The following is a 20,793-nucleotide window of genomic DNA, read 5'->3' on the forward strand; positions in this document are numbered from 1 at the left end:
ATAAGCGGATGACTCAGGAGTAAAGATTGGGATTGCCACTGGAAACGTGAAGCGACTGGCTCAGTACCGCGCCGGGGCGGAGCTGGCCCCCTTCCAGGGGTACCACTACCGGGGCGCCGTCGCCGGGCGCCTTCAAGACGGTGGCTTCAATGTCGTACAGGCGCTTGACCAGCGCCGGGGTCACGATGTCTCGCGGTGCGCCGGCGGCCAACAGGTGGCCATCGCGCATGGCGATCAAGACGTCGGCGTAGCGGGCGGCGGCGGCGAGGTCATGCAAGACCATGACCACGCTGCGACCGCTTGCCGCCAGCAGGCGGATCTGGTCAAGCACTTCCACCTGATGGCCAAGGTCGAGCGCGCTGGTTGGCTCGTCCAGCAACAGCAGCGGCGTTTCCTGCGCCAGCGACATGGCCAGCCAGCAACGCTGGCGCTGGCCGCCCGACAATTCATCGAGCCGGCGCTGGGCGAGGTCGGCAACGCCGGTGGCTTCCATTGCCAGCGTTACGGCGCGCTCATCGGCGGCTGACCATTGGCTGAACAGGCTTTGATAAGGATGCCGGCCATGACGGATCAGCGCCGCCACGGTCATGCCTTCGGGTGCCTGCGGAGCTTGCGGCAGCAGCGCCAGCCGACGTGCCACATGGCGCGGCCGTAGCTGCCAGATGTCTGCGCCATCCACTTTGACCGTACCCTGGTTTGGCGCGTGCAGGCGCGCAATGCTGCGTAACAGGGTGGATTTGCCGCAGCCGTTGGGACCGACGATCACGGCGATCTGTCCTGGTTCGACACTTAGACTGATCCCCCGCAGCACAGGGCGCTGGCCGTGGGTCGCGTGCAATTGGTCAACGATCAGGCGGCTCATCGGGCTTCTCCCTCGCGTTCATTGAATAACAGCCACAGCAGGAATGGCCCGCCCAGCAAGTTGCAGACCACGCCGGCAGGCAGCTCGTTGCCGGCCAGCAGGATGCGACCGCCGGTATCGGCCAGTACGATCAGCAAGGCGCCGGTCAGGGCGGAGCCAAGCAAGGCCAGTCGCCCACCGCCGGCCAGGCGGGATGCCAGCCACGGTGCAGCCAGGGCAACAAAGGCAATCGGGCCACACAGCCCGACCGCCAGACCCGCCAGCAGAACAGCAATCAGCAAGGCAAGCAGTCGTGTGCGTTGCAGATTGACGCCCAGCGTGCGGGCGATGTCGGGATCAAGCCGCAGCAGGTTGAGTTGCCGCAACAGGAGCAGTGTCGGCAGAAACAGGCAGGCCAGGCCGATGGTCAATGGCAGCGCCGCATCCAGGCCGCGACCGCTCAGGCTGCCGGTGCTCCAGTTGTATAGCGCGCCGGCATGGGTCAGATCCTGTCGCGACAACAGCAATTCGACGAATGCGCGCAGCAGGGCGGCAATGGCCAGCCCGACGACCAGAATCTGCTCTCCCCGCCCGGCATGGCGGCCAGCGGCCAGCAGGAGTAGCACGATGGCGACCAGGGCGCCGAGCGGGCCGGTCCACCAGGGGCCGAGCATGCCGCTGGTGCTGGCGATCAGCCCGACAACGGCGCCCAGCGTGGCGCCATCCGATACGCCCAGTACATCGGGCACCGCCAACCGGTTACGACTGAGTGCCTGCGTCAGGCACCCGGCCAGCCCGAGGGCGGCACCGGCCAGCAGGCCGACAAGGATGCGTGGCAGGCGGAATTCGATCATCAGCAGTTGCTGGTCGGGGCTGGCCCGGCCGCTCAGCACGGCCCACAGGTCGGCCGGGGTGAACCAGGTATCCCCCGCCAGCAATGCCAGTGCGATAGCGCCAGCCAGTGCCAGCAGCAGAAGGAGTCCGGTCAGCAGGGGACGCCAGGCTATCAATAGGGAAAATGGTCCCCAGCGCAAGCCAAGTGTGCCGGCTTCGAGCGCGCGTGGCACAAGGGGCAGTGGGGCGTTCATGCGGCGCCTTTCGGCTGACTGGGGGCCTGCCGGGCCAGCCAGATCAGCAGCGGTGCGCCAAGCAGCGCGGTCATCACACTGGCGGGTGTTTCAAACGGGCGGATCACCAGCCGGGCGCCGATGTCGGCCAGCAGCAGCAGGCTGGCGCCCAGCCAGGCCGAGGTCAGCAGCTGCTGAGACAGGGCATTGCTGGCCAGTTTGCGACCAAGAAAAGGGGCCAGCAGGCCCAGAAAAGCAATGGGGCCAGCCAGTGCGACCGCGCTGCCGGCGAGTGCGGTGACGGTCACGGCAATGAGCAGACGCAGGCGGCCGGGGCGGTGGCCAAGGCCACGCGCCAGATCGTCACCCAGGCGCAGGGCGGATAGCGGGCGGGTCAATAACAGTGCAGCCATCAAGGCCAGAATCACCAGCGGTGCGCATTGCAGCACCGTGTCGAGCCGGATGCCGGAAAGTGAGCCCAGCAACCAGAACCGATACTGATCGTAGCCGGCCTGATGACTAAGCAGGATGGCCGAGGTCAGACCGTGAAAGGTGGCGCCGAGTGCCGCGCCGGCCAGAACCAGCCGCAAGGGCGAGCTGATACGGCCCTTGTTGTGGGCGGCCATCATCACGCAGACATTGCCGGCCAGCGCGCCCAGTCCGGCCCAGCCGAGCAGGGCGACGCCGCTGCTGGCATCCATCCATACCATGCCGATCACCACGCCGAGCGCCGCGCCGGCATTGATGCCCAGCAGGCCGGGTTCGGCCAGGTGATTGCGGGTGACGGTCTGCATCAGCATGCCGGCCACCCCGAGCGCAGAACCCACCAGCAGTGCCGCCAGGGTGCGCGGCAGGCGCAGGGTCAGCAACACCGTATGCAGTGCCTCACGATGCTCGGCCGGGGCTAGACCAAGCAGGCCCCCCAGGCTGTCGAGCGCTGAATAATCACCGCCCCCCAGCAGCAACGACGCCAACGCCAGCATCGGCAGGCTGATCAGGGCCAGCGCCCAGGCGCCACGACGCAGACCGGAAGGGGCCGTGGTTGCGTCAGCGGGGCGGCCGGTCAGCCAGGCGGGTGGATGGGTCATGGCTTGCCCAGGGCCTTTTCGACGTCAGCCAGCACAGCCAGCGCCGCCAGCGGCCCACCCAGGCCGGTCCAGAGCGAGCCATCCACTTCCACCACCCGGTTTTTCTTGAAAACCTGCAACTGCTGGAAAGCCGGGGTCTGACGGGCGGCGGCCAGCGCATCGCTGGCCTGGCCTTTGGCGCTGAGGGTGCCAACGAACAGCCAGTCGCCATCAATGCGGTTCAGCGCCTCAAGGCTTAATGGGGGCGAATGGGCAATGCCGGGCTGTTGCTGGCCGGCGGGCCGTTGCAGGCCCAGATCAGCCAGTACGCGGCTGGCAAACGCATCTTTCAGCATGTAGGCCGGCCCTTGCGGATTCCAGCGCACCACGCTGACGTTCGCCCCTTTGCTATGGCCCAGCCGCTGCCTGGTTTGTGCCAGCCGCTGCTGGTAGTGGGCAATCACCCCTTCGCTCTGCGCGCCCTGGCCGACAAGACTGGCGATGCGGCGCAGGGCGGTTTGCCAGTCTTCGCCGAGTTGGTAGCTGACCACGGTGGGCGCAATCTTGCCAAGCTGCGACAGAAGCGCCGGGTCGGGTTGGCCGCCAGCCAGGATCAGGTCCGGCCGGGCGGCTATCACGCGGTCCAGCACCGGGCTGGCAAATGCGCCAACGCTGCTGATGCCCTGAGCGGCGGTTCCCAGATAACGCGGTGGGCCATCCTGCCCCCGGCCATTGGTAGTGCCGACCGGCTTCTGTTGCAGTGCCAGCAAGGCGTCCAGATCCAGTTCTGAGAGTGCCAGCACCCGCTTCGGCTGATCTGGCACGCTCAGCGAGCGGCCCAGAGCGTCGGTTACAGTGTGGTTGCCGGCTCCGGCGGTGCCGGTCAGCAGCGCCAGGGCAACCATTACCAGCTGGCGTCGGCTACGTTGCAGCAAGCGCAGGCTCATGCGGCTTCCTCCTCGGCCAGGGCTTCCAGTTCATCCATGATGCGGTGGCGTTCCTGGTGATAGGCCTCTTCGGTTTGCTGATCTTTCCAGTAAGGCACCGCATACAGCATGCGGCGGGGTACGGCCCGACTCTGGATCAGCCAGTCGCGAATCGCTACCACCTGGCTGTTCTCTCCAGCCAGTGTGACCGATGGCGTGGCTGGCCAGTCGAGCGCCTGCACGGCCGCCAGCAGCTGACGGCTTTCTCCGGCCGGACGCCCTTCACGCGATAACCAGCGTACTGGCATGCCGCTCGGGGCGGGCAGGGGTTGAATCTCTGTGGTGTCGGGGACTTCGATCAGCACCGTGCCTTGCGCCGAAGCCGGCAGTTGGCCGAGTACGGCCTTGATCAGCGGCAGGGCGCTGGGGTCGCCGATCAGTAAAAACCAGTCGGCCTGTGGTTGGAACAAGGCCGGCGCTGCCGGGCCGGCCACGCCAATGGCGGTGCCCGGCTGGGCATGCAAAGCCCAGCTGGAAGCCGGGCCGTTATCGCCATGCATGACGAACTCGACGTCCAGCTCGCCCGCAACGGGATCATAGGCTGCGACGGTGTAGGTGCGGGTGATGGGGCGCTGATCGGCCGGTGGCCAGATCGGGCCATCCGGGCCCAGTGTGGGCAATACCGGCTCGGTCTGGTGGGCTTGCGGCAGCATCAGTTTGATATGCCAGCCTTCGGTTCCGGTTGGAAAACCGGCCAGGGCATCGCCCGCCAGCGTGATGCGGCGCATATGCGGGGTTAAATCCGTAATGCGACGCACTCTCAATAAACGGGGAGGTGTTCGCGTTGGCGTACTCATGGTGCAAAAATCCTTGGAATCGGGAGATGTCATGCAGGCGGGCTGCCGAATGTAACAGATTCTGGCTGCCGCGCCGGCGTTTTATGCTGTTAATCGGCCTATAGACCTACTTTTTCATCGAGGTTTTGTCGTAATGCTGCACAAATCACGGCCAATGGTTCGGTAGTCAGCAGTGTGGAGTGCCCGGCTTCGACCGGGATCACGCAGATCTCGCCATCTACCAGTGGCTGCCAGCTTTGCCAGTCTGGCGCCTGTGCCGTTCGGCGTGAGGCACGGAACAGCAACATGCTTCCCCGATACCGACGGGTTTGCCCTTGCCGATACAAGCGCATGGTGTGCAGGGCGGTTGCGGTCAGACGAGTCAGCTGCTGCGGCGGCAGGCCGCGCAGTGGGCTGCCTTCCCCGCGCAGACGCTGCAGGATTTCGGCCACGCTGAATTCCGGGTCATCGGGCTGCGTCGGCCGGTCAGTCAGGTCCAGCATGGCTTGCAGGGCATCGCGCTCGGTGGGCTCGGGCATATTGCCAAACGCGCTGGACGGATAGCTATCGAGCAGGGCCAGCAGTTCTACTTGTTCACCTGCCGCTTGCAGTTCGGCCGCCATGGCATGGGCCGTACCGCCACCTGACGACCAGCCCAACAGCCGATAGGGTCCCTGTGGCTGCACAGCGCGTATCTGGGCCACGTAGTCGCTGACCATTTCCTCGAAACAGGCGGGCTGCGTCTCGGTCAGGCCGCGTGCCTGCAAGGCGTACATGGGCAGATCGGGCAGGTGGCGGGTCAGGGCGAAATAGGCCCAGCCCAGTCCTTCGGTCGGATGGACGCAGAACAGCGGCCGCCCGGTACCCGTCTGGATGGTCAGCAGCGGGTCGAATGCCTGGGCGCTACCAGAGGGCTGCGTAAGGCGCCGTGGCGCTTGTTGCAATGCCGCGGCCAGTGCGGCCACGGTGGGGTGACGGAACAGCATCGAGGCGGTGACTTCCCGCTCCAGCGCCATCGCAAGCCGGTTGGCGAGCTGGATGGCCTGTAGCGATTTGCCGCCCAGCATAAAGAAGTCCGACGCCGGGCTGAGCTGGGAGAAACCCAGCACCTCGTTCCAGACGGCCATGACCTGTTGCTCCAGCTCGGTGGCGACGACCTCGGCGCTGGTGTCCGCCAAGGGCAACAGGCGCAGGGCGTGGCGGTCGATTTTGCCGTTGGCGTTGCGCGGCAGCCGCTCGACCGCCGTGTAGACACCCGGCAGGGCGGGTGCCGGCAGGCGTTCCGCCAGAAAGGCCCGCAGCTCGGCCAAGGGGGGCAGCGCAGTCTCAACGACCAGGAATGCCAGCAAGCGCTTGTTGCCATGCGCCAGCAGCTGGCCGACTACGGCGGCTTCGCGCACGCCGGGCCAGGCCAGCAGTGCGGTTTCGACTTCCGCCGGGTCGATGCGATAGCCACTGATCTTGAACTCGTCGTCGAGCCGGCCCAGATAGCGTAACTGACCATCGGCAGCCAGCAGGGCCCGGTCGCCAGTGCGATACGCGCGTGGCTGGTCGGGCAGCGTGTGCAGGCTGACAAAACGGCGCTGGGTGACGTCTTCCCGCTCAAAATAGCCCAGCGCCAGCGCACCGCCGACCAGGCACAGCTCGCCTGCCTCGCCGGGGGCGACGGGGTTGAGCTGGGCATCTACCACCACGGCGCTGACGCCGGGCAGTGGTGTGCCGATCGGCACGCTATCGCCGTCCCAGTCCAGGGCCTCTGGCCCAGCCAGTTCGGCGGTAGTGGCAATCACTGTCGCTTCGGTCGGGCCGTAGGTGTTGAGCAGCCGGACCGTCGCCGGTGCCGACTGCCGCCAGCTACGCACACGTTCGGCCAGTGCGGCTTCGCCGCCGATGATGACGAGCCGCAGGCTGGTGGGCAGTGGGGACTGGCTGGACTCCAGATAGAACGCCAGCTCGTGCCAGAACGCCGTCGGCAGATCGAGCACGCTGATGCGCCAGTCTGCACAGGTCGCGACAAACTGCGGCAGCGATTCGAGCATGGCGTCGTTGCGCAGGACCAGGGTCGCGCCATTGCAAAGGGCGACAAAGATCTCTTCGACACTGGCGTCGAAATGCAGCGGCGCAAATTGCAGGATGCGGTCGGTGGGGCTCGCGGCATAGCGTTGGCTGGCACTGGCCACAAAATGGGCCAGCGCAGCGTGGCTGATCAGCACGCCATTGGGGCGGCCGGTGGTGCCAGAGGTGTAGATGATGTAGGCGAGGCCGTCAGCGGGTATCGCCACCGGCTCTGCCAGCGCCGGCACCGTCTGTAACGATGGGGCATCCAGATAGAGCGTTGGCAGCGGGCTGGCCAGTGCTGCGTGTTCGGTCACGGTCAGCACCAGCTGAGGGCGGGCGTCGGCCAGGACGTCGGCAATCCGGCTGGCGGGGCCGTTCGGGTCGAGCGGCAGATAGGCAGCACCGGCCCACAACACGGCCAGCAAGGCCACCACGGTCTGGCTGGTGCGTGGCAGCAGCAAGGCGACCCGGCTATCGCCGCCGACCCCGCGTGCGGCCAGCTGGCCGGCCAGACTTTGCACGGCAACCAGGAGTTGTTGGTAGCTCAGGGCCTTGCCGTCGTGCTCCAGGGCGATCTGGTCCGGGCGCGTGGCGGCCTGCTGGCGCAGGGCGTCTATCACCGCTGTGGGGGGGGCGGTCAGTGCCGGGCCGTGGAGCTGTGCGCGGGGGAGGGTTGGCGCGGGTAGCAATGTTGCCATCGGCGCCTCTGGCTGGTCGGCAAAGGCTTCGAGGGCCGATAGCAAGGAGGCGTGCAAGGCGACCAACTGTTCCGGGCGGTAAGCCGATGGGTTGGCTTCAAGGTCCAGGCGTAATCCCTCCGGTGACGGCGCCATGCTGATTGCCAGATCTTCAACCGGCCCGGCAGAAACCGGCAGGACTCGGGCGGACAGCGCGCCGAATTCCAGGGGGCGATCAAACGGCATGAGGTTCAGTACCGCCCCAAACAGGCGTTGCGTACTGCCTGTCAGTCCCAGATCCTGCCGTAGCCATTCATAGCGATAGCGTTGATGCAGCCTGATCTGCCGCATCAGGTTTGCCACTTGCTGCGCCAGTGATCGGATTGACTCATGCGGATTCACGGTCAGGCGCAGTGGCACGATATTCATGGCCATGCAGGGGATGGCCAGAGCGGCTGATCCCATGCGGTTCATGGCAGGCAGGCCCAGCGTGAGGTCGGTTTGCCCGGTCTGGCGGGCGATCCAGCCGGCAATGGCGGCGAGCAGCCAATGACTCCAGTCACAAGGAATATGGTTGGCTGCCTTCTTCCAGTGGTTGAAGCGCGGTGCCGCCACCTGGCCGCGATGCCGGAGTACGCCATGCGCCAAGGGCTGGGCCGGGGCGAGCAGCACCGGGGTTGGCGCGCCGGCGAGCTGTTGCTGCCAGAAGTCTCGGTCTCGCTCAAGGGGGCCGGACTGCTGGTAGTGCTGATCTTCGGCGACCACGGCCTGTAATGTGGCCGGGCGCAAAATGGGGGTGGGGGCTGCAGTGGTAAGGGCGGCGTAGTGCTCAGCCACGCTACGGGTCAGCAGGCCATAACCAAACCCGTCCAGAGCGAGGTGATGGACTTGCAGATACCACCAGTAGCGACAGGGGCCGAGCTGGATAAGCGCTGTACAAAACAAAGGGCCCTGCTGCAGGTCGGCTGGTTGTGCCAGTCGGGCATCCATCCAGCTGTGCGCCGCTGCCTCGGGGTGAGCCAGCTTGCTGAAATCAATCACTTGAAGGGACCAGGGCCTGCGGTCGGTGCTTTGCCAGGGGGTGCCGTCTGTCAGCGTCACTCGGGCATGCAACGCATCGCTGTGATGGATGACGGCGCGAACAGCGGCTTTGAAGGCAGACCGATCCAGATCGCCGCTCAGCTCAATGATCTCTGCGGTCCAGTAGGCCGGGCTGGCCGGATCAAGCTGCTGGCCGAGCCAGATGCCATATTGCGCGGCGGTCAGCGGTAGTCGTTGCAGCGGGCGATCAGCTTTCATGTTCACTGCTCCGCCGCCAGCAGCGGCCACCATTCCGCCAGCGTCGGCCGCTCGGCCAGATCGACAAAAGCAACTTTGGCGCCGGCATGGCGGAAGCGCTCGACCAGCGCCATCAGGCGGATCGAATCCAGCCCGGCGTAGAGCAGATTGTCATCCAGATGCAGATCGGAAGCCGGCATCTGCAGCAGCTTGGCGACTTCGGCCCGCAACTCGGCCACGGTGGCAGGTAGCGGTGCGACGGGGTTCAGCTGCTGGCAGATGGCCTGCGTGCTAAGGACGACGCCACAACGTTGCGATACATAGTCAAGTGCCATCCGGTGCTGTTCGGGCGAGAAGTCGGCCAGCGCATCGGCCGCCATAAAGGGCTGGATGTCGTGCATGAAGGCGTCGGCCAGGGTCATCAGGCAACCAATATGCGCATACACGCCGCAGACGATCAGCTGATCCCGCCCCTGGGCCTGCATGCGCTCGCGCAGGTCGCTTTTCACAAAGGCACTGTAACGCCACTTGGTCAGTACCGTGTCCTGCGGGCGGGGTGTCAGGCCGGCTACGATCGGCGCCTGTTCCGGTCTGGCAGTCAGGCCAGGCCCCCACCAGTCCTGTAGCAGCCCGCGCTGTTCCAGGCTCTGTTCGCCGGGCTGGGCGGTGTACACCACCGGGATGCCGCAGGCATCGGCGACTTCTCGCAGACGGCGGATATGGCTGATCAGGGTGGGTACCGGCTCGGCGGTGACGTCATAGAAGTCGAGGAAGTATTGCTGCATGTCGTGGATCAGCAGCACGGCACGTTGGGGGTCGGGCTGCCAGTCAACACGGTTGGCGGGCAGTTCGGTGGGCATGGCGTAAGTGGCGATACGGGGAATGGTCATGGTCGCTAGCGGGCTGGCCCTTGGGTGGCCAGCCGTGTCCGTCAGAAGTAGGTGATAGGTGTTGTAGGTTTTCTGCGCCGGCTGCGGCCGGCTATTGCGGGTAATTGCAGGTTAATTGGCCAGCTGTTGCGCAATCCGCTCGCGCAGGGCTTTTTTATCGACCTTGCCGACGCCGGTTTTGGGAAAGCCGTCTACAAACTCGAAGCGGTCGGGAATCTTGTATTGGGCCACCCCGCGTTCACGCAGGAAGTTGGCAAGTTCGATGCCGCGTGGCCGGTCTTCGCGGCAAACCAGATAGGCGCAGGTCTTTTCGCCAAGAAAGCTGTCAGGCATGGCAACGATGGCAGCGTCGTGTACCGAGGGGTGCGCCAGCAAGTGGTTTTCAACCTCTTCGGCGGCCACTTTTTCACCGCCCCGGTTGATCTGGTCTTTGGCGCGACCTTCGACCACGATATGGCCGGAGGGTAGCTGACGCACCAGATCGCCAGTGCGATAGAAACCATCGGTGGTAAAGGCACGGGCATTGTGCTGGGCTGCCTTGTAATAGCCGCGAATGGTGTAAGGGCCGCGTGTCAGCAAATGACCGACCTCTCCCGGCGTCACCTCACGATCTTCGTCATCCACCACACGCACCTCGTCGGCAGGTGAAATCGGCCGGCCCTGGGTGGTCATCACCAGCTCTTCCGGGTCGCCGCAGCGGGTGTAATTCACCAGCCCTTCAGCCATGCCGAACACCTGCTGCAAGGCGCAGCCGAGGGTAGGGCGGACGCGGCGGGCGGCTTCGGCGCTGAATTTGGCACCCCCTACCTGCAATAGCTTGAGGCTGGAAAGATCGTGCTGACGCCGGCTTGCGGCATCCAGCCAGATCAGCGCCAGAGGTGGCACCAGTGCTGTGATGGTGACGCCTTCGGCTTCGATCAGCGGGAAAACGTGGTCGGGCGCGGCCTGTCGGGTCAGTACGACGCGGCCGCCTGCATAAAAGGTACCCAGCGTGCCGGGCGAGCTCAGCGGAAAGTTATGGGCAACAGGCAGTGCGCACAGATACACACTGTCGGTGGTCAGGCCACAGATCATCGCGCTTTCGCGCACGCTGTAGAGATAGTCGTTGTGGGTGCGCGGGATCAGCTTGGGCAGGCCGGTGCTGCCACCCGATAGCTGCAGAAAGGCGACATCGCAGGCTTCGGGCTGGTCGGCAATGTCGATCGGGGCATCGTAGAGCGCATCCAGCGGCGTGAATTCGGCGGCGTCACCCACCACCACCACATGCTGCAGGCTCGGCGCCAGCGCCTGCACTTCGCGCGCCAGCTGGCGGTAGTCGAATCCGCCATCGACATCGGCAATCACATAGGCGCGGGCCTCGGCAAAATTGAAGAAGTGTCCCACTTCGGCGCGGCGATGGGCCGGCAGGGCAAACACCGGCAGGGCGCCCAGGCGGAACAGGGCGAAGCAGACGGCAAAGAATTCGGCAATATTCGGCAGCTGTACCACCACCCGGTCTTCCCGCCGGATGCCCAGGCGGGCGAAACCCGCCGCCAGCTGGTCGGCACGACGGTCGAGTTCGGCGTAGCTCCAGCGTCGATCGCCGCAGACCAGGGCAATCCAGTCAGGATGGCGCTGAGCGCGGTCGCGCAGCATCGCGCCAAAGGTTTCATCGGCCCAGTAGCCGGCGGCGTGATACCGCTCGGCCAGTTCGGCAGGCCAGGGAGTAAAGCCGGGCAGGGGGGCGTGTTTGCCGTATTTCATGATTGGTCCTCCAGTACCGATTCAAGGGCCATCGCCCCGAGCATGGTGCGCAGCTTGGCGCTGGTCTCCGCCAGTTCGCTGGCCGGAACGGAGCCGGCGACAACGCCTGCGCCAGCATAGAGCGTCAGCTGGTTTTCACTGACTTCGGCACAGCGGATGGTGACGGCCCATTCGCCATCGCCATCGGCATCGCACCAACCGGTCAGCCCGGTAAAGAAGCCCCGATCGAAACCCTCGACACTTTCGATAAAGTCGCGGGCTTCGGCCGTGGGGTGGCCACACACGGCCGGCGTGGGATGCAGGGCCAAGGCGAGTTCGAGCGAGCTGGTGCGCAAGGCGTGCAGTTCGCCCCGGATTTCGGTGCCGAGATGCCACATGGTCTGGGTGCAGACCAGGGAGGGGCGGGCAGGTACCTCCAGTTCACGGCAGAAGGGCCGTAGACCCGCTGCAACGGCATCGACAACCAGCTTGTGTTCATGCAGGTCTTTGCCGGATTCGAGCAGCGCCGCCGCCCGTTGCCGGTCTTCCACCGGATCGGCGCTACGCGGCACCGAACCGGCCAGTGGGTGCGAACGTACCAGCCGGTCTTTGCGGGATAACAGCAGTTCCGGACTGGCGCCAACCAGATGCCGGTTGGTACCGAGGTCGATGGCGAAGGTGTAGCCGAGCGGGTTGCGCGCTGCCAGCCGCTGCATCAGGCCCGGCAGGTCTACTCTGGCCTCGACGCTCAGACTGCGTGACAGCACGACTTTTTCCAGCTGCCGGGCCTCGATCTGTTCGAGTGCCAGCGTCACATTGCGGCGGTAATCGGCGGGCGAGGGTGTCATCAGCACCTTGCTGACCGGTTGGCGTTCAGCCGGTGGCGGTGTTCGGGTGACCGGCGCATCCGGCCGGTTGGTGCCGGGGCCGATGGTGACGAGGGCTGGCATATAGAGTTCGGCCGGCTTTTCGCTGGCGAAGGGGACGGCCCCCATCAGTACCGGCAGGGGCCAGCCCTGATTGCGGGCGTCATCCAGCATCGCCTGGGCTGCCTGTGCCAGCTGGCTTGGATCGCACGCCGGCAAGCGGCTTTCCACGCCCTCGGTCAGCAAGGTCTGGCGCGGCGAGGCAAACAGGGTCATGCCTGGCCGATAGCGCTCAACCAGATCGACCGGCCATGCCAAGGCTGCGGTGTCGCGGAGTCTGTCGTTCATCGGTTTTCTTCCTTCGCTACAGGATTGTCGGTGGGGTGTCTGGCGCGTCGGGCTTTCTTCAGGTTCTGCAAGCCTCATGTCAACAGTGCCTAGCATTGCTGCCTGTTTGACGGCAGTCGATGGCTGGCATCCTAAATCAAATGAGAATCGTTTTCAATCGCAAATGAGATTGACTCGCATTTGCAACTTGCGGCAAGATGGCGCCGCTGACTGCTGCAAGTGCGTCTGATCCAGCCCACAAAGCGCTGGTTTGGATTGGGCTCTGTTGACGTCTTGTTTCCGATCCGAAAACAAAACGTCAACAGGGCCCGGAGGAGTGAGGTCAACCCGGTGAAGTCATGCTGCAGTCAGCCCCACGCCATTCGGGTGCATCGCCCGGGTGGGCGTGACGGTAAAAAACAAACCAATGCCACCAAACAAGCGGTTCTTTCTTTATTTTTTCGCTGCAAGCGACTGTCTTGCGGCATCTCAGAGAGCAGATAGCCATGTCCCACCGTCCGAATCCCAACCGATCCCGTCTTTTGCCCCTGCCTGTCACCCTGGCGGTGGCGCTCGCACTCAGTGCGGTAGCGCAAGCTGAAGTTGTCAAGGAAACCGAGCAGCTCGACCCGGTGCTGGTCAGCGCCAAGCGTGGCAAGGACACCAATACCGTGGTGCGCAGCAGTCGTATCGACGTGGAGCAGGCCACCAGCCTGCGTGACATCTTCAAGCAGACGCCGGAGGTCAATGTGGCTGGCGGCCTCGGCGTGGCGCAGAAGCTGTATGTGCGGGGGATCGGCGAGCGCATGCTGGCGGTGACGATTGATGGCGCGGCCCAGCCAGAGTCGGCTTATCACCACACCGGACAGGTGATGATCGAGCCGGAATTATTAAAGCGGGTGGAAATCGAGGCAGGTACCGGCGCGGCCACGGCTGGCCCTGGTGCGTTGGCGGGCGCACTGCGGCTGACCACCAAGAGCGCCGATGACTTGCTGGCCCCCGGCCAGAAAGTAGGCGCGCTGGTGAAAGCGGGCTATCAGGATGCGAGCGCCGGTACCAAGGGCAGTGCCACGGTGTTTGGTCGTCTGGGCGAACAATTTGGCATCGTGGCCAGCCTGACCAAGCTGGATACCGAGAATTATCGCGATGGCAATGGCGATGACGTCGCCAATAGTGCCACCGAAGCGAACTCGGCCTTTGTTAAGTTCAACGGCAAGTTTGATGCGCACCAGTTTGCGCTGGCCCATGAAAAACATGACGACGAAGGCTTGCGTAACAAGCGCACCAATCTGCTGCCTTCGCCCTTCAACCCGACCGAGCGCCAGCGTACCGAGCGGACCTCGACCACCTTCAATTACGGCTACGACGCCGGTAATGATCTGATCAAGCTGCACCTGACCGCCTACGACAACGAGAACTCGGTCCGGCTGGCCATGGGTAAGAAGAACGAAGAAAAAGATGGCACACGCAGCCACGGCTTTACCCTCGGCAATGTCAGCCAGCTGGCAAACCATAAGCTTAGCTATGGTCTCGACTACCGTCGCGATACCGGTTACGCCAACGTGCCCGGCAAATCGATCAAGGATGAGACGGCCGGTGTGACGGGCCTGTATCTGCAGGACGATATGGCACTGACCGAGCAGTGGAGCATTGGCCTGGGGGTGCGCTACGACCGCTTTACGTATACCGATGCCAAAGATCAGACGTTTGATTCGAACGGCTTCTCGCCCAGCGCCAGCGTGGCGTTTGCACCCATCGAGGGGCTGACCATGCGGCTGACGCATGCCCGCGCCCTGCGTGGCGTCGGCATCGTCGAACCCTTCCTCAAGGCGTTTCAGGACAACGACCGTCAGATCGACCCCGAAAAAGCCCGCAATACCGAACTGGCCGTGCAATGGCAATCGGGAGCCTGGCGTGCCAACGGCAGCGTCTTCCGCCAGAACATCGACCACTACATCGGCTACGACGACTTCCGCGACAACATGGGCAATGTGACCGTTGATGGCTACAACGCCAGCGTGGGCTTCCTGCAAGGCCCATGGTCGGCCAGTCTGGGGGTTTCCTATGCGCGGCCGAAGCTCAACGATCAGCCACTGGCCGATAGTGATGCCCTGTTGCTGGGCAATGCCACGGGCCGTATCTGGGTCAATCAGCTTGATTACCACCTCTCGGCCTGGCATCTGAAACTCGGCTGGACTGGCCGCTACGTCGAGAAGCTGACGCATGTGCCGCAAGGGGTTGGCAGCAAGCCGGGTTATCAGGTTCACGATGTCTATGCTCGCTGGCTGCCCACCGGCAAGGACAATCTGAATCTGACCCTGACCGTGAAAAACCTGTTCGACCGCCAGTTCTACGATCAGGGCAGCTTCGGCTATCACCCGCGTTGGGGCAAAGTGGCCGGCCTGCCTGAGCCGGGCCGGGATGTGCGGGTAAGTGTGGCGTACAAGTTCTGACCGGGATCAGGACCGGGTGCCGGACCAAACCGGCTGGCACCTGCTTGCTAGGCGCTGTTGACGTTTTGTTTCCGGTCGCGCCGGGCCGAGTTTTGGGGCAAGGCTAGACAGGGTGAGTGCGGTTTGCGAGCTAAATAAGCGAACCCTAACGACGCCATGCCCCAAAAATCGACCCGGCCTTGCGTGGCTGTTGCCGCAAAGCGGCTTACAGCCACGGCATCCTCCTTGCGGGGACGGAGGGTTTCGCCGGATTTGGGCCTGCTGCGGTGTTGACTGCCAGGCTGTTGGCTTGCAATGCAAGCCTTACAGCCTGTGCGCCCAGACGGGAAATCGCGTGGCTTACCACTAAGCGGCGCGCCTTTCGCCTTGCATCAGGCCCAAATCCGACGAAACGCGATCCGGAAATAAAACGTCAACAGAGCCAAATTCTGCAAACCGATTCCAAGCGCATCAGGAGGAAACCACCATGAAACGTGATCTGCCCACCGCCCCGGTAGCGGCCTGCCAGGCAAGTTGCCCACCCGCCGATGAGGATCTGCTGGCCGAATGCCCGTTTGCCTACACCGAGCCCATGCCCTCGCCAGCGGCGCTGCGACTGGAGCAGCCAGCCAGCAGTCGTGCCATGCAGACGGTGATTCATGGCCGGCGGGTGCTGCGCAATATTCTGGATCGTCGAGACCCGCGCCCCATGGTGGTGGTCGGACCCTGTTCGATTCACGATCCGGTAGCGGGGCGTGACTACGCCCAGCGCCTGAAACAACTCGCGGACGAGCTGGCGGATAGCCTGTATCTGGTAATGCGCGTCTACTTTGAAAAGCCACGCAGCTGTACCGGCTGGAAGGGGCTGATCAACGATCCGCACCTCGACGCGAGTTGCCGCATTGCCGACGGCATGCGTGAGGCCCGTCGCTTTCTGCTGGACGTCGCCGACCTTGGCCTGCCCGCTGCCACCGAGGTACTCGACCCGCTCTCACCCCAGTATCTGGGCGAATTGCTGAGTTGGGCCGCCATTGGCGCGCGGACTGCCGAATCACAGATCCACCGCGAGATCGCCTCGGCGTTGCCCATGCCGATCGGCTTCAAGAATGGTACCGATGGTGGGCTCGATGCTGCCGTCAATGCCATTGTTGCTGCGTCGCGCCCCCATTCCTTTCTGGGGCTGGATGCGAGTGGGCAGGTGGCAATTGTCCGCACCCAGGGCAACCGGCTGGGACACGCCGTGCTGCGTGGCGGGGGTGGCAAGCCGAATTACGATGCCGCCAGCGTTGCCCAGGCCCGCAATGCCCTGCAAAAAGCCGGGTTGGTACCGAGCATTGTGGTTGATTGCTCGCATGGCAACTCCAGCAAAGACCATGCACGACAAAAGCAGGTGCTGCAGGACGTCGTTACCCAATGGCAGGCGGGTGAGGCCGCGATTGTCGGCGTGATGATCGAAAGCTTTATCGAAGCCGGCAACCAGCCGCTGCTGGCCGACCCTGCACAACTACGCTATGGCTGCTCGATTACCGATGCCTGTGTCAGCTGGTCTGACACCGAAACCATGCTGCGTGAAGCCGCCCAAGCCCTGCGCCAGCTGCGCTGATCTCCCTTGTGTTCTGAGGCAATGAAAACTGATACCCCCGCTTCCCCGCGTCTGATCATCCCCTTGATCGCCAGCCTGCAGTTCGTCTATATCCTCGACTTCATGCTCCCCCAGCCCCTCGGGCCGGACCTTGCCGCGGCGCTGGGCTTTCCAGCCAGCCGCCTCAGCTGGCTGATGGCGGTTTATACCCTGGCATCCATGCTGATCGGCGTGGCGTCGGTACGCTGGCTGGATCGATTCGACCGCAGATTAGCCCTGCTGGCGAGCTTTGGCGCCTTCAGCCTGATCACCCTGCTGACCCCCTTGGCGCAAGGCTTCTACAGCCTGCTCGCCGCCCGGCTGCTGACCGGACTGTGTGGCGGGCCGGCCGTTGCGCTGGGGCTCTCCATCGTCATCGACGCAACCCCGCCAGCAGAGCGGGGGCGGGCAATGGCGAAGGTCATGATGGGTTTTCCGCTGGCGGCCATCATGGGCGTGCCGTTTTCACTCGAATTGGCCCGCTGGGGGGGCTGGCAAGCACCATTTCTGGTGGTGGCCACGCTGGCGGCGTTTGTCTGGCTGGCAGCCGTGCTGATCCTGCCCTCTTTGCGCCAACATCTCGGCGAGGCCCCTCCGCCTTCGCCGCTGAGCCTGCTGAGCCGTCCGGCGGTTCGCACCGCCTGCCTGCTGCAAGCGGCCAGCCAGTTCGCTGCATTTCTGGTGATACCAACCTTTGCGGCTTACTTTCTGCTCAATCTTGGGTTGCCGCGTGAACAGCTGAGCCTGTTCTATGGGGCTGGCGGTATCGCCGCACTCGTCGTCATGCAGCTGGCTGGCCGCACTACCGACAAGCTGGGGCCATTGCCGGCGGCGATTGCCGGTTTGATGGCCTTCGCAGTCGGTCTCGTGCCCTTTCTGGGCGTAACCAGCCTGCCGCTGGTCTTGCCCTTCATCCTGTTCATGGGCGGCAATGCCGGCCGCAACATCAGCCTGGCTACCACAACCAGCCAGGTTCCTTCTGCCGGCGAGCGTGCGGGTTTTATGTCGCTGCAAAGTACGGTGCAGGACTTCGGCATTACCCTGGCGGCGCTGGTATCCGGCTTGCTGGTTGGCAGCAACACTGAAGGCCAGCTCACCGGCATGACCAATCTGGCGATATTGGCGATTGGTGTGGCGACGCTGGTGGTGCTGGGTCTGCCAAGCTTAGGAAGAATGACAAAGACGTAAAAATGAAATTGCGTGAGTGTTTTTCTGATGTTGCAAATATAAGCAGCTGATTTTTAATGCTTTTATAAAAAGTGATGCTTGTCTTGACCGTATTTTCAGCATAATTATGGGTATATTATGCGTTTGGCTGATTTGAGCCGATCAATCTCGGCTGCGCCAGATAGTGCAAATGGATCTGAATCAACGATCCAGGCAAGGTCTGTTTGGGGGCAGTCAGGACGGAGAGTTTGATTCGATGGATCAGCCTATTCAAAACATCGCCAATTTAAATAAGAGGTTTCTTATGAAAAATAAATTACCTGTAATGCTGGCAGCGTTGATGGGCGCTTGTATGCTGACATCGGCCAATGCTGAGGTATTGGGTACCTACCCTTGCCCCACTTTGTCGTCGTGGATTCCTACGGACTATGCCGGTTGCCAAGCAGGGGTTGGATCTTGCATCACCCCTTGGAAAGATGCCGGATTGCAGCCTTGGCCAGGCGTTCCTGGGTACTTTCGTGGCTGCCCGGTAGTTGATCCGCTAAAACCGCGCCCACAGTTCCATATGCCGGATGTCGAGATGTCCACCTCTCCCCCCGCAGTGTCAGGCACCGTGGTAGTGCCCCTGGAAACTGATGGAATGAGTAGACCCGTCGTTGTGATGGCTACAGCTTCCACACCCGATCAAGCAATTGGCGGCACCATTGTCGATGGCGATATTTTCGAGAAGATTCCATCAGGCGAAGACAGACACTACTATCGCTACACGCACACGCCGCTTGTGATGGGGCATAGATTTGTCGGGCTTGGGCGCTGGAATTTCTATGCGACAGCGCGTGACAGGCAAGGAATGCAAACAATTAAACAGGGCATTAATGTCATTACCCGATGCCCAGACGGGTATTATGCAGACGCTAAACCACAGTGCCCTGCTAAAGATCCGACTGCGGCTGGGGCGGCGTGCGTTCAAAATGACCGTTCCAGCTTTTTCTGTGTTCCACCGTTCAAGTACGCAACAGATGCGACGCATGTAAGTGAAAACAGCCCTAAATAGTATGTTTGAGTTTATTTGGCGGTAGTTTATTGAACATTGAATCAGTGCTGACCAAAAGACCTAAGAAACCCTGGTTGGGCTCTGTTGGTATTTTATTTTTTAGCTGAGAGTAAAATATTGGCGGGGCTTGATCCAGGGTCTCTTTTTTGTGTGCTTATGTGATTTGCATTGGGCTGCGGATTTAGGCATTCAGGGAGGTGTCTTTCGAAATAGCTGGTGATTTACCGGACTTGATGCTGCATCTGCCTGAACTGCTTGTTTGTGCGATACAAAGGAATGATCCGTTCAATTAAACATGCTGGAATGGGTCTGGGTAGTATGACTTCGATTGTGTCGTCATACACCGACCAGGTTTTATGCCCTTGCTGAAGAAAAGTATATAAAACCCTCCCGAGTGATTTAGCGTCACGAACCGTTATTTGAATGTCCACAAGGAAGCCCTGCTGATGGGCCTGTCGGGCTAGTCGTAGATTTTCATCGGTGATGCGTACATCTGCTCCGACCAGCTTCGTTAACCAGTCCGTTCCAATGGCTGGGTTGAGTTCGATATAGACATCAACCGGCCAATGCTGCACTGAATCGCCAAACACAATGGCCGCAAAATGGCGGTGGCGATGAGCACCTTCGGCTAGCCATTTCCAGAGTGAAGCAGATGAGCGGGGTGACGCAGACGGCAGCGGGGTGTCACGAGGACCGGATATTTGCGGCAGCAACATCAAAGGTACGGCGTATACCCCTTTGCCGCGACGTCCGTCTCCCGTTCGGATACCGCTCCGCCTGATGCGTTTGATATTGGGCTGAGGGGTTAGATGGACAAATTTCATCGCAGAATTCCAAGCCACATACTCGCCGCAAGGCACCCGTTGCCGGCCTCACGGCAAGGCTTTTCCCTTGAACCACTCCAGTAATGAGCGGGTGAGAACATCCTTGCCGGGCCAGCGGACGTGTTCGGCGATGCCTTTGGCTTTGCCGCACGATGCGGTGCAGGCGGCATCGCGCTGGGTGGCGCGGCCACGGGCGTCGAGATTGGTGTATTCGAAGGTCCAGCCCCTGGCTTGCTGGGTCTTGATCCAGTCGTTGGTGGTGGTGCAGGGCACCAGGGCATCGCATAGATTGCGCATCAGGGTCAGGGGTGGTGGTGGGTCAGCTGGCAGGGCAACCGGGCAGGGCGGGCGCGACCAGGGGTTGGCTCCAGCATACTGGCCGACGGCGGCGATGCGCTCACGGCGCCAGCTGGCATAGAGCGCGGCCATGTAGGCGCCGTTGCTCCAGCCAAAGACATATACCCGTTTGGGGTCTACCCAGCCACTGGCCATGACTTCATCGAGAAAATGGTCGATGGCCTGCACGTCCAGATTATCCTTGGGGTTGCGATACCACTCATCCCAGTGAAAGCCCTCGCCCGTGGTCGGGCTGCTGGATGGCCATACCTTGGCGCGCCGGCCTTCCGGCGACAGAATCAGAAACCCCTCGACACCGGCTTCTGGCGATAGTGGGTAGGTGTTATGCAGCTCGAACAACTCATGACCTTCCAGATAGAGGCTGTCCGGTGTGGTACGGGAGCCGTGCAGATAAATCAGCAGCGGCCATTTGCGGCTGCCTTCCTGCGTACCCCGCACCTGCTTGGGGGTGTTCAGGCAGGCATAGCGTGTGATGTTGTCCTGGTCATAGCTCAGTACTTGCCCTTGCAGGCACTTGGGGCGCTTGGTGACCGGCTCAACCGTCTGCATCGGGGGTGCCCCGTATTCGCTGCAGCGGAAGGCTGAATCGGCCTGCGCCGGCAGTGAGGCCGCAACAAGCATGCTGATCAGGACGGGATGGGCAAGGGGGGTCATGGCTAGGCTCTGTTGACGTTTTGTTTCCGGTCGCGCCGGGCCGAGTTTTGGGGCAGGGCTAGGCAGGGTGAGCGCAGTTTAGCGAGCTAAATAAGCGAACGCTAACGACGCCATGCCCCAAAAATCGAC

General features: G+C 62.8%; 15 protein-coding genes. 4 read left to right on the forward strand and 11 right to left on the reverse strand.

The features are described from left to right. Nucleotides 1-13: 13 nt before the first annotated feature. The 9 genes from PZA18_RS13880 to PZA18_RS13920 form a co-directional block, all read right to left on the reverse strand. Nucleotides 14-862 (reverse strand): ABC transporter ATP-binding protein, encoded by an 849-nt coding sequence (locus tag PZA18_RS13880; protein WP_284101453.1) that lies wholly within the window; start codon nt 860-862, stop codon nt 14-16. Then, the gene (locus PZA18_RS13885; RefSeq protein ID WP_284101454.1) at nt 859-1,929 is read right to left on the reverse strand and encodes a FecCD family ABC transporter permease; all 1,071 of its coding nucleotides are present in this window, start codon (nt 1,927-1,929) and stop codon (nt 859-861) included. The genes PZA18_RS13880 and PZA18_RS13885 overlap by 4 nt, the downstream gene beginning before the upstream one ends. Further along, nucleotides 1,926-2,996 (reverse strand): FecCD family ABC transporter permease, encoded by a 1,071-nt coding sequence (locus tag PZA18_RS13890; protein ID WP_284101455.1) that lies wholly within the window; start codon nt 2,994-2,996, stop codon nt 1,926-1,928. The genes PZA18_RS13885 and PZA18_RS13890 overlap by 4 nt, the downstream gene beginning before the upstream one ends. Further along, the gene (locus tag PZA18_RS13895) at nt 2,993-3,922 is read right to left on the reverse strand and encodes an ABC transporter substrate-binding protein (protein WP_284101456.1); all 930 of its coding nucleotides are present in this window, start codon (nt 3,920-3,922) and stop codon (nt 2,993-2,995) included. The genes PZA18_RS13890 and PZA18_RS13895 overlap by 4 nt, the downstream gene beginning before the upstream one ends. Next, nucleotides 3,919-4,758, reverse strand: a complete 840-nt coding sequence (locus tag PZA18_RS13900; RefSeq protein WP_284101457.1) for a siderophore-interacting protein — start codon at nt 4,756-4,758, stop codon at nt 3,919-3,921. Before PZA18_RS13900 ends, PZA18_RS13895 begins: the two co-directional genes overlap by 4 nt. Nucleotides 4,759-4,856: 98 nt before the next feature. Beyond that, nucleotides 4,857-8,771 carry an amino acid adenylation domain-containing protein gene (locus PZA18_RS13905; protein ID WP_284101458.1) on the reverse strand — a complete coding sequence of 1,305 codons (3,915 nt, stop codon included), beginning with the start codon at nt 8,769-8,771 and terminating at the stop codon, nt 4,857-4,859. Between the two features lie 2 nt (nt 8,772-8,773). Then, a complete protein-coding gene (locus tag PZA18_RS13910; protein ID WP_284101459.1) occupies nt 8,774-9,640 on the reverse strand; it encodes an isochorismatase in 867 nt (288 codons plus the stop codon). Nucleotides 9,641-9,751: 111 nt separating this feature from the next. After that, nucleotides 9,752-11,383, reverse strand: a complete 1,632-nt coding sequence (locus PZA18_RS13915) for a (2,3-dihydroxybenzoyl)adenylate synthase (protein WP_284101460.1) — start codon at nt 11,381-11,383, stop codon at nt 9,752-9,754. Continuing rightward, a complete protein-coding gene (locus tag PZA18_RS13920) occupies nt 11,380-12,576 on the reverse strand; it encodes an isochorismate synthase (protein ID WP_284101461.1) in 1,197 nt (398 codons plus the stop codon). Before PZA18_RS13920 ends, PZA18_RS13915 begins: the two co-directional genes overlap by 4 nt. A gap of 485 nt (nt 12,577-13,061) precedes the next feature. On the opposite strand from PZA18_RS13920, the gene PZA18_RS13925 reads away from it, so the two are divergent. The 4 genes from PZA18_RS13925 (at nt 13,062) to PZA18_RS13940 (ending at nt 18,829) form a co-directional block, all read left to right on the forward strand. Then, nucleotides 13,062-15,008, forward strand: coding sequence for a TonB-dependent receptor domain-containing protein (locus tag PZA18_RS13925; protein WP_284101462.1), 1,947 nt, complete (start codon nt 13,062-13,064; stop codon nt 15,006-15,008). 466 nt (nt 15,009-15,474) lie between these two features. Further along, a complete protein-coding gene (locus tag PZA18_RS13930; protein ID WP_284101463.1) occupies nt 15,475-16,590 on the forward strand; it encodes a 3-deoxy-7-phosphoheptulonate synthase in 1,116 nt (371 codons plus the stop codon). A 21-nt stretch (nt 16,591-16,611) separates the two neighbouring features. Continuing rightward, nucleotides 16,612-17,796, forward strand: a complete 1,185-nt coding sequence (locus PZA18_RS13935; protein ID WP_284101464.1) for an MFS transporter — start codon at nt 16,612-16,614, stop codon at nt 17,794-17,796. Nucleotides 17,797-17,965: 169 nt separating this feature from the next. Continuing rightward, complete coding sequence (locus tag PZA18_RS13940; RefSeq protein WP_284101465.1) at nt 17,966-18,829, forward strand: hypothetical protein; 864 nt, start codon at nt 17,966-17,968, stop codon at nt 18,827-18,829. Nucleotides 18,830-19,050: 221 nt separating this feature from the next. Here PZA18_RS13940 and PZA18_RS13945 read toward each other — a convergent pair whose 3' ends face one another. Further along, nucleotides 19,051-19,653 carry a hypothetical protein gene (locus PZA18_RS13945; protein WP_284101466.1) on the reverse strand — a complete coding sequence of 201 codons (603 nt, stop codon included), beginning with the start codon at nt 19,651-19,653 and terminating at the stop codon, nt 19,051-19,053. A 48-nt stretch (nt 19,654-19,701) separates the two neighbouring features. After that, nucleotides 19,702-20,664, reverse strand: coding sequence for a prolyl oligopeptidase family serine peptidase (locus PZA18_RS13950; RefSeq protein ID WP_284101467.1), 963 nt, complete (start codon nt 20,662-20,664; stop codon nt 19,702-19,704). Between the last annotated feature and the right edge of the window lie 129 nt (nt 20,665-20,793).

Origin of the sequence: Parachitinimonas caeni, assembly GCF_030129945.1 — a bacterium.
Classification (GTDB): Bacteria; Pseudomonadota; Gammaproteobacteria; order Burkholderiales; family Chitinimonadaceae; genus Parachitinimonas; species Parachitinimonas caeni.

Coding starts and splice junctions, on each gene's coding strand:
- PZA18_RS13880 (WP_284101453.1), bottom strand. CDS start 862: ATGAGCCGCCTGATCGTTGACCAATTGCACGCGACCCACGGCCAGCGC.
- PZA18_RS13885 (WP_284101454.1), bottom strand. CDS start 1,929: ATGAACGCCCCACTGCCCCTTGTGCCACGCGCGCTCGAAGCCGGCACA.
- PZA18_RS13890 (WP_284101455.1), bottom strand. CDS start 2,996: ATGACCCATCCACCCGCCTGGCTGACCGGCCGCCCCGCTGACGCAACC.
- PZA18_RS13895 (WP_284101456.1), bottom strand. CDS start 3,922: ATGAGCCTGCGCTTGCTGCAACGTAGCCGACGCCAGCTGGTAATGGTT.
- PZA18_RS13900 (WP_284101457.1), bottom strand. CDS start 4,758: ATGAGTACGCCAACGCGAACACCTCCCCGTTTATTGAGAGTGCGTCGC.
- PZA18_RS13905 (WP_284101458.1), bottom strand. CDS start 8,771: ATGAAAGCTGATCGCCCGCTGCAACGACTACCGCTGACCGCCGCGCAA.
- PZA18_RS13910 (WP_284101459.1), bottom strand. CDS start 9,640: ATGACCATTCCCCGTATCGCCACTTACGCCATGCCCACCGAACTGCCC.
- PZA18_RS13915 (WP_284101460.1), bottom strand. CDS start 11,383: ATGAAATACGGCAAACACGCCCCCCTGCCCGGCTTTACTCCCTGGCCT.
- PZA18_RS13920 (WP_284101461.1), bottom strand. CDS start 12,576: ATGAACGACAGACTCCGCGACACCGCAGCCTTGGCATGGCCGGTCGAT.
- PZA18_RS13925 (WP_284101462.1), top strand. CDS start 13,062: ATGTCCCACCGTCCGAATCCCAACCGATCCCGTCTTTTGCCCCTGCCT.
- PZA18_RS13930 (WP_284101463.1), top strand. CDS start 15,475: ATGAAACGTGATCTGCCCACCGCCCCGGTAGCGGCCTGCCAGGCAAGT.
- PZA18_RS13935 (WP_284101464.1), top strand. CDS start 16,612: ATGAAAACTGATACCCCCGCTTCCCCGCGTCTGATCATCCCCTTGATC.
- PZA18_RS13940 (WP_284101465.1), top strand. CDS start 17,966: ATGGATCTGAATCAACGATCCAGGCAAGGTCTGTTTGGGGGCAGTCAG.
- PZA18_RS13945 (WP_284101466.1), bottom strand. CDS start 19,653: ATGAAATTTGTCCATCTAACCCCTCAGCCCAATATCAAACGCATCAGG.
- PZA18_RS13950 (WP_284101467.1), bottom strand. CDS start 20,664: ATGACCCCCCTTGCCCATCCCGTCCTGATCAGCATGCTTGTTGCGGCC.